This is a genomic window from Nonomuraea sp. NPDC050783 (assembly GCF_040802095.1).
In the GTDB taxonomy this organism is placed as follows: domain Bacteria; phylum Actinomycetota; class Actinomycetes; order Streptosporangiales; family Streptosporangiaceae; genus Nonomuraea.
In genome coordinates this window covers 1-1,148 of sequence record NZ_JBFAHK010000075.1, presented here as the reverse complement: position 1 = coordinate 1,148, position 1,148 = coordinate 1, and the positions used below count along the sequence as shown (strand labels likewise).

The window sequence follows — 1,148 nt, the reverse complement described above, 5'->3', positions numbered from 1 at the left end:
TTGAGCTGTGCCGGCGCGGTGACCGCTCGGTCGGGCAGGTGGCCAAGGACTTCGATCTGACCGAGACCGCGGTGCGGCAGTGGATGCGCCAGGCGGAGGTCAATGCCGGGCAGCGGGACGGGCTGACCAGCAGCGAGCGGCAGGAACTGGAGGCGCTGCGGCGGGAGAACGGGCGGCTGCGTGAGGACGTGGACATCCTCAAGCGAGCGACGGCTTTCTTCGCCAAGGAGACCCGGTGAGCGTGCACCCGTTCATCGAGGCGGAAAAGCAGGGCGGCCACAGCGTCAAACGGGCGTGTGAGCTGCTGAGAGTCTCCCGTGCCGCCTTCTACGCACGCCGCAACGCCGCACCCGGCCCGCGCGCCGTGCGCGATGCCGAACTGGCCGAGCAGATCGCCGAAGTGCATGCGCACTCGCGGGGCAGTTACGGAGCGCCGCGGGTGCACGCGCAGTTGCAGCGCGACGGGCAGCGATGCGGACGGCGGCGGGTGGCCCGGCTGATGCGCGCCCTCGGCCTGGCCGGACGGTATCGGCGACGCCGCCAGCTCACCACGATCCCCGACCCGCACGCGAGCCTTCGGCCGGACCTGATCGAGCGCGACTTCGCTCCGGATGCGGCGGCCATCGATACACGCTGGTGCGGTGATATCACCTACGTGCCGACCGAGGAGGGCTGGTTGTATCTGGCCACCGTCATCGACATCGCCTCGCGGCGGGTGGTCGGCTGGGCGACGGCCGATCATCTGCGCACCGATCTGGTCGCCGAAGCCCTGCAGCAGGCGTGCGCCCGGCGCCGTCCGGCCGGGGCGGTGATTTTTCACTCGGATCGCGGCTGTCAATATACGAGCGCCGCCTACGCCCGGCTGGCCGCGCGGCTCGGCGTGCGGCTGTCGGTCGGTCGTACCGGCCAGTGCTGGGACAACGCGCTGGCCGAGTCGTTCTTTGCCACCCTCAAGGGCGAGCTCCTCGACCAACGGTCCTGGCCCACCCGCGCCGCTGCCCGCAGCGCGATCTTCGAGTTCATCGAGGGCTGGTACAACCTGCACCGCCTGCACAGCAGCCTGGGCTACCGTAGCCCTGCCGACTACGAGGCCGCCGCAGTGGCCTGACCACCACAACAATGGTGTCCGTCGAAGCGGAGCAAGCTCA

2 protein-coding genes are annotated in these 1,148 nt (G+C 70.1%); both read left to right on the top strand.

Translation table 11 applies throughout. From position 1 onward, the window contains the following. The coding region (locus AB0H75_RS50225; RefSeq protein ID WP_367809198.1) for a transposase at window positions 1-239 on the top strand (239 nt) is incomplete at its 5' end. Next, the gene (locus tag AB0H75_RS50220) at window positions 236-1,108 is read left to right on the top strand and encodes an IS3 family transposase (protein WP_367809196.1); all 873 of its coding nucleotides are present in this window, start codon (window positions 236-238) and stop codon (window positions 1,106-1,108) included. The genes AB0H75_RS50225 and AB0H75_RS50220, both read left to right, overlap by 4 nt. Window positions 1,109-1,148: the final 40 nt, after the last annotated feature.